This is a genomic window from Arthrobacter sp. SO3, from assembly GCF_020532825.1.
Taxonomy (GTDB): Bacteria; Actinomycetota; Actinomycetes; order Actinomycetales; family Micrococcaceae; genus Arthrobacter.
Genome location: NZ_MQTS01000247.1, coordinates 1 through 6,543, shown reverse-complemented (window position 1 = coordinate 6,543; position 6,543 = coordinate 1). Strand labels below are relative to the sequence as shown.

Annotated in this window: 8 protein-coding genes; 3 read left to right on the top strand and 5 right to left on the bottom strand. The window is 67.0% G+C overall.

Going from position 1 to position 6,543, the window contains the following annotated elements:
* On the bottom strand, nt 1-891 hold an 891-nt coding region (locus BJQ90_RS22205; protein WP_226762341.1), incomplete at its 3' end, for a pirin family protein.
* A gap of 62 nt (nt 892-953) precedes the next feature.
* Here BJQ90_RS22205 and BJQ90_RS22200 point away from each other — a divergent pair.
* Entirely contained in the window at nt 954-1,625 is a 672-nt protein-coding gene (locus tag BJQ90_RS22200; protein ID WP_226762340.1) for an alpha/beta family hydrolase, read from the top strand.
* A 41-nt stretch (nt 1,626-1,666) separates the two neighbouring features.
* Here the strand turns inward: BJQ90_RS22200 and BJQ90_RS22195 are convergent, their stop codons facing one another.
* From BJQ90_RS22195 to BJQ90_RS22185, 3 genes are all read right to left on the bottom strand, one after another.
* Nucleotides 1,667-2,950, bottom strand: coding sequence for a class I SAM-dependent methyltransferase (locus tag BJQ90_RS22195; RefSeq protein ID WP_226762339.1), 1,284 nt, complete (start codon nt 2,948-2,950; stop codon nt 1,667-1,669).
* A 467-nt stretch (nt 2,951-3,417) separates the two neighbouring features.
* Nucleotides 3,418-3,621, bottom strand: a complete 204-nt coding sequence (locus BJQ90_RS22190) for a zinc-ribbon domain-containing protein (RefSeq protein ID WP_226762338.1) — start codon at nt 3,619-3,621, stop codon at nt 3,418-3,420.
* A gap of 34 nt (nt 3,622-3,655) precedes the next feature.
* Nucleotides 3,656-4,372 carry a TetR/AcrR family transcriptional regulator C-terminal domain-containing protein gene (locus tag BJQ90_RS22185; RefSeq protein ID WP_226762337.1) on the bottom strand — a complete coding sequence of 239 codons (717 nt, stop codon included), beginning with the start codon at nt 4,370-4,372 and terminating at the stop codon, nt 3,656-3,658.
* A 316-nt stretch (nt 4,373-4,688) separates the two neighbouring features.
* Here BJQ90_RS22185 and BJQ90_RS22180 point away from each other — a divergent pair, with 316 nt between their 5' ends.
* Both BJQ90_RS22180 and BJQ90_RS22175 read left to right on the top strand, forming a co-directional pair.
* Complete coding sequence (locus BJQ90_RS22180) at nt 4,689-4,961, top strand: hypothetical protein (RefSeq protein WP_226762336.1); 273 nt, start codon at nt 4,689-4,691, stop codon at nt 4,959-4,961.
* Between the two features lie 71 nt (nt 4,962-5,032).
* A complete protein-coding gene (locus BJQ90_RS22175) occupies nt 5,033-5,953 on the top strand; it encodes an amidohydrolase family protein (protein WP_226762335.1) in 921 nt (306 codons plus the stop codon).
* Nucleotides 5,954-5,970: 17 nt separating this feature from the next.
* On the opposite strand, the gene BJQ90_RS22170 is transcribed toward BJQ90_RS22175, so the two are convergent.
* Nucleotides 5,971-6,543 (bottom strand): integrase core domain-containing protein (locus tag BJQ90_RS22170; protein ID WP_226762334.1); only part of this gene is annotated, 573 nt, incomplete at its 5' end.

Below are 6,543 nucleotides of genomic sequence, written 5' to 3'. Positions count from 1 at the left end.
AGCAGCGGGGGCGTCCTCGACGCCGATCTCCGCCTGCCACTGTGCCCGATAGCGGACGATCTCATCGTGGCTTCGTCCCACGAAGTTCCACCACATCACGATCTGCTCGCCGAGGGGTTCGCCACCGATCAGTAGCGCCCGAAGTGGTTCGACGCCGGCCTCCAGGATGAGGGACGTGCGCCCCACCGGCAGGTAGGCGAGGTGGTCCTTGGCCACCGGATGACCATCGAGCGTAGGTACCCCTGTGTCCACCAGCAATCCATGTTCAAACGATGGATCGGTGTCCAGGCTCAGTGCGGTTCCGGCATCCAACAGGATCTCAACCCCAAGCAGCGGAGTATGGGTGGTGACCGGCGAGGTGCCCCCGGCGATTGATCCCAGAAAGACGCGCATGGTCCAGCCGGGTCCGGACAGTGGGTCGGGGCGATAGTGCTCAAAAGTGGGCTCCATCTGCCGGGCGCTGTCCGGCAACGCCACCCACAGCTGCGCACCGTGCAGGACGTCGGTGCCGGGAGTGGAAAATTCCGAGTGGCTGATGCCTCGGCCGGCGGTCATCAGGTTGACCTCGCCCGGCCGCACGGCGGCGTGGAAGCCGGCCGAATCGCGGTGTTCTATCTCGCCGGTAAAGAGCCAGCTGACCGTCTGCAGGCCCGTGTGCGGATGGCGCGGCACGTGCATGCCCCCGGACTCGCCAACCCGGTCCGGACCGTAGTGGTCCAGGAAGCACCAGGCGCCGATGAGGCTTCGCTGGCGCTGCGGCAGGGTCCGTCTCACATCCATGGCCCGCGGTCCGCCCAGCGGGACCTGCCGGGGAGCGAGAATTTCCACGCCGACACAGCTGTCGTCCGTTTCACACAAAATCTCCTGGGGGGCCACCTCGGTATTGCTCATAAACGACAGCCTAGCGATTGAACCGCAATGGCCGCAGCCTATCGAAGCGTCATGATGGAGTTATGACCATCGCCGAGCTGCCCGTCACCATCGCCGTGGGTGAAACCGCCGTCTCGGGCGTCTACACCCGGCCCGAGAAGCCCCTTGCCACGCTCGTGGTCGCCCACGGGGCGGGGGCCGGCATGGAGCACCCGTTCCTTGCCGGGTTCACCCGCGCCCTGGCCGGACTGGGCGTCGCCACGCTCCGCTTCAACTTCCCCTACCGCGAGGCCGGCCGGAAGTTCCCCGACAGACCTCCCGCAGCCATTGCTGCCTGGCGGGCCGCCATGGCCGAGGCCGCCGCCAGGTCCGCGGGCGAGCCGCTCTGGGCCGGGGGCAAGTCCTTTGGTGGACGCATGGCCTCGATGGCCGTTGCCGAGGGGATGCCCGCGGCCGGTCTCGTCTTCCTCGGCTACCCGCTGCATCCCCCTGGCAAGCCGGAAAAAATGCGGGATGAGCACCTCTACGGGCTGACCCTGCCGATGCTCTTCCTCCAGGGCACCCGCGACCCGTTTGCCACGCCCGAACTGTTGGAGGCCGTGGTGGCCCGCATCGGCCCATCAGCAGTTCTGGAGTGGCGCGACGGCGGGGGCCACACCTTCGAGGTCAAGGGAACCAGGCGCACACCGGAGGAGGTCGGGGCATCACTTGCCGGGCCAGCCGCGGCTTTCATCGCCTCACACCGCTCCGGCTGAGGCGCCCCCACCACGACCGCTCCGGCTGAGGCTCCCCCGCCTCAGACCCATCCGGTCCGTCGCAGCGGTGGTTCGGTGCCGCCGGGCCGCTGCACCAGAATCTGGTTGACGCCGGTCAGTCCGGACTCGAAGCCCAGGGCGCTGGCGGCCATGTAGAGCCGCCAGACCCGGGCACGCCCTTCGCCGGCGAGTTGCACGGCCTCGCTCCAGCCGTCCTCAAGGTTGCGCACCCAGGCCCGGAGGGTGAGTGCGTAGTGCCGGCGCAGGGCCTCGACGTCGAGCACTTCCAGTCCGCCGGACTCAAGGGCCCCCACCATCTCCGCCAGGCCGAGCATCTCACCGTCCGGGAACACATAGCGGGGAATGAAGGAGTCCGGATCCGGCGCGGTGGGTCCCGCGTTCCAGGAAATGGCGTGGTTGAGGAGCCGCCCGCCTGGCCGGAGCAGCCCGTGCAGCCTGGCGACGTACGCGGGCATCTGCTCGCGGCCCACGTGCTCGGACATTCCGATGGAACTGATCGCGTCGTACGGGCCGTCGGCAACGTCGCGGTAGTCCTGGACGCGGATGGAGACGCGGTCAGTCAGGCCGGCATCTGCCACCCGCTTTCCCGCCATGGCCGCCTGTTCACGCGAAAGCGTCACGCCCACGACGTCGACTCCGTAGTTTTGGGCCGCGCGCAGGGCAAAGCTCCCCCACCCGCATCCGACATCCAGCACCCTCATGCCGGGCTGGAGTCCCAGCTTCCGACAGACCAGATCGATCTTGGCGTCCTGCGCAGAGCCCAGCCCGGTGTCTTCCTCCTCCCACACCGCACAGGAGTAAACCATGGACGGGCCGAGGACCAGGGCATAGAAGTCGTTGCCGACGTCGTAGTGGTGGGAGATGGCCGCAGCGTCACTCGTCCGCGTGTGCCGCCGGCCGGCGCGGACGATTTTTGCTTCCTCCGGCGGTGGAGCAGGATTGGGGCCCAGGGCACCGAGCAGGGCGGCATTCTTGAGGATGGTCGCCAGTTCTCGCGCAGTGGGCCGGCGGAACGGCCCGGGTTCGGCGAACTTGCCGGCGGAACTCAGGGCGGCGAAGGTGGCGAAGACGTCGCCCGGGGCATCAATGTCCCCGGCAACGTAGGCGCGGCTGAGGCCAAGTTGCCCGGGGGACCACAGCATCCGGCGCAGGGCCCGCCGGGAGCGGAACTCTACGCGCGGCGCTCCCGCCGGACCGGCTTCCGAACCGTCCCAGGCCTTGAGCCGGAGCGGGATCTCCTCCGTGCCAAGGACGATGGCGAGTACTTCAGCCAGCCGCGGCGCCGCCCCAAATTCTTTCGTCATGATCATGGCCTTTCGTCCAATGCAACATTCCGTCCCAATCTAATTCGATGCTCCCTCACAGAAAAGGGGCCGGATGGCCCTGACGTCCCTTCCGTCCGGGGCCCGTGCCTCTGGCACTGGCAGGGCAGGGCGCCTATGGTCGTTGCCATGACTGAAGCTCTCTCGTCTCTCGCGGACGGGCGGCGGAAACGCCCGCGGCAGGAACGGCGGCGGGGATACGGGCGGCGGGAGCGCCCCCATGGACGGCAGTAAGGAAAATGCGGCGGGTGGCGGCGGAGGTGGCTTTGTGCTTCCGCTGGGCGTGTACTGCCGAGGGCGGAACGGGCGGGTGGCGTTCCGGCCCAACAGCATCGCCGTACTTGCCGGACTGGTTCCGCTGGTGTGTGCCTCGGGAATCGCGGTACGCGGAGCACTCCGCGCCCTTCATCACCGCTGACTCTGTATCGAAGCGCGCCCCCGCGGTGGAACTATAAGGACAGAGAGTTCTTCTGCCGCCGCGTCAGGGTGTTGACTGCGCCGCAATTCGAGCACGTGATGCGGTAGGAGCGCGAGGTGGTGAACACCGGGATGAAGAAGAGGGTCAACCGGACGGCACGCTCTTCCAGCCCGTGGTGAATGAACCGTCCGCAGCGCTGGCAGGTGGCCGGACGCCCGGGCAGCGGATGCTGCACCGTCTTGAGGCCGAAGAGAATGAAGATCGTGTCCTCAGCCTTTCTTGACCAGCGGCGCGGACAGGTGTGCCGCGAGCCCGGACAACAGGATGGTTAGCCCCTCGTCCAGCTCCGAGGCGCCGTCGTAGTCGGCGAGCGCGGGAGCCAGGGCACGGAGCCGCGGGAACTCCTTCGGCGGAAGACGGTGCAGTCCAAGGCGCAGCAAGGCCTCATTTTCATCGGGGTCCACGATGAACTCCTGAAGCTCGTTGAGGATGTGGCCGTAGAGGAATCCGTAGTAGGCCCGGTAGACGTGAAGGGCATCGGAGGCGGTAAAGCCCGCGTCGATCAACAGGCCCAGAATTTGCTCCAGCGGCCGGAGGGTGCCCAGCGGACGCAGACCCAGCGGGGTCGAAAGCGGCCGGGTCACCAGCAGCGGAACCACGTTGGGGTGGCGGAGCGCGAGCAGCCGGAGATCGTGGGCGATGCGCCGCAGCTGTCCCTGCCAGTCGGGGTCGTCAGCAAAAATGGCCAGCTCGTCCAGGACAAGCTCGGTGACGCCGTCCAGGAGCGCTGCCCGGTTGGCTGCGTAGCGGTACAGCCCCATGGGGTCCCGGTGCAGGGCCTGCCCCAGCCGGCGCATGGTTAACGCCTCCAGCCCCTCTTCGTCGACAAGTTTCAGGGCGGCTTCCAACACAATCTCACGACTGAGGCGACTCTTTCTGGTAACACTGCCGGCTTCGTCGCCTGCGGGTTGCTGCGGGGTTGCCATAATTACTTGCCACTTCCTCAAGCCTTGGGCCAAGGCACCGCAGCCGCGGCACCACTTGCCATAGTTGTAGTCTACGCCTAATATCTACAATGTAGACATCCCTAAATGACGTGTTCACGGACATGGAAGCCGGGAGTGGAAAACCCCGGTCCGTCCCCTGTCTTGCGGCCTCGCCCGCTGACTGCCTTAAGGCACGTCGGGCCCCGAAAGGCTGGATTTCGGACCAAGACCTTCGGCGCCTTGTGCACGGCGCGGAAGGAACCGCTGCTGTAGCCACACGGCAGCATTCACTGCACAGCACGGAAGAGAGCCAACCATGGCCGCTTCACCGACTGCCCCTGCCCACATCGACCGCTTCCTCGCGGAAGCCACCATCGAAGGAACCGACGATGGCCCCTCGCTGAGGAAAGACCAGCTCTATGGCCTTTACATCAGCTGGTGCCTGCTGCACGACGCCGCACCGCACCCGGTTTCCGGCTTTTGGGCAGCCCTCAAGGCCCACCGCATCAACCCCGGCCGGAGCAGGCTGCGCATGGCGGGACCGGCGGCCACCGACTACATCCTGGCGACATACCCCGCCCTGAATTGAGCAAACCCTGGCCCCCGATTCCCCGGCGGTGCGCCGGTCCGGACAAAGGGCCGGCGTGACACACTGTGGGCGTGAATAACGTAACGGACGAGCCGGCGGAAGCGATGCAGGATGCTGACGTGCCCCGGTGGTGGGCCGGACTCGGACTTCCGGGCCTGATCGACATCCATACGCATTTCCTCCCCGAGCGGATGCTGCGGCGGGTTTGGGCGCACTTCGACGAGGCGGGCCCCCTGATTGGCCGCCCCTGGCCCATCACCTACCGCACGGACGAGGCGAGCAGGCTGGCCCGGTTGCGCCAGCTGGGACTGCGGCATTTCACCGCACTGACCTATGCGCACCGTCCGGGCATGGCGGCCGACCTCACCGATTTCGCCCTCGAGCTGGCCGCCGCAGAGCCGGACTGTGTCCCGAGCGCCACGTTCTTCCCCGAGGACGGCGTCCTGGACCAGGTGCGGTCGGCTTTGGCACGCGGGGCGCGGGTCTTCAAGATCCACGCGCAGGTGGGCGGGTTCGATCTGCGCGAGCCGGTACTCGACCCGGTCTGGGGGCTGCTGGCCGAAGCCGGCATTCCGGTGGTGGTGCATGTCGGCAGCGGCCCGGTTCCACGCCCCGGCTTCACCGGTCCGGACAAGCTTGAGGGCGTGCTGCGCCGCCATCCCCGGCTGACCGCCGTCGTCGCCCATCTGGGGGCACCGGAGTACGGCGAATTCCTGAACCTGGCGGAGAGATACCCCCGGGTGCACCTGGACACGACCATGGTCTTCACGGATTTCTTCGAGGCGGCCGCGCCCTTCCCGCCTGAGCTTCTGGCACGGCTGGCCGCGATGCCGGAGCGGATTGTGCTCGGCAGCGACTTCCCGAACATCCCGTACGCCTACGCCCATCAGCTGGAGGCTCTGGAACGACTCCGTGACAAGGAGCCCCGTCTCGACGACGACTGGCTGCGCGCCGTCTGCTGGTTCAACGGCCAGCGGCTGCTGCGCGTCTGATTCCCGCCTAGTTGTACTCAGCCAGCAGGTTGGTTACATCTGCTGATGGGTGCTCGTCCTCCGAGGGCTGCGTGGTTTCGGCGGTGGTTGTAGAAGTCTAGCCAGCCGGTGAGGGCTTGTGCGCGGTGGGTACTGGAGTCGTAGGCGTTCTTGTAGGCCCAGCCTTCCTGCAAGGTCCGGTTGAACCGTTCAGCTTTGCCGTTCTGCCACGGGCTGCGGGGTTTTGTGCGCCGGTGCTTGGCGCCGAGATCAGCCATAACATTCGCGAAGGCGGCTGACCGGATGTAGGCCAGGGCGTTGTCCGTCATGACCTCTTGCACGGGGGCTCCGTTGGCGGCCATGAACGCTGCGGCGTTGGCCAGGAACGCCGCGCAGGTGGGGCCCTTCTCATCCGGCAGGACCTCGACATAGGCCAGACGGGAGTGGTCATCGACCGCCACGTGGACATAGTCATAGCCCAGTCCGCGGCCTCTGACGGCTTCGGACCGGCCGTGGACCCGCCAGCCTCCGCCGTCCGGGATTTTCCCGAGTTTCTTCACGTCAATGTGCAGTAGTTCTCCGGCGGTGTCGCGTTCGTAGCGGTGGTCGGT

Bases quoted from the DNA above. Each gene is read 5' to 3' on its own strand.
- BJQ90_RS22200 (WP_226762340.1), top strand. From the start codon at position 954: ATGACCATCGCCGAGCTGCCCGTCACCATCGCCGTGGGTGAAACCGCC.
- BJQ90_RS22195 (WP_226762339.1), bottom strand. From the start codon at position 2,950: ATGACGAAAGAATTTGGGGCGGCGCCGCGGCTGGCTGAAGTACTCGCC.
- BJQ90_RS22185 (WP_226762337.1), bottom strand. From the start codon at position 4,372: ATGGCAACCCCGCAGCAACCCGCAGGCGACGAAGCCGGCAGTGTTACC.
- BJQ90_RS22180 (WP_226762336.1), top strand. From the start codon at position 4,689: ATGGCCGCTTCACCGACTGCCCCTGCCCACATCGACCGCTTCCTCGCG.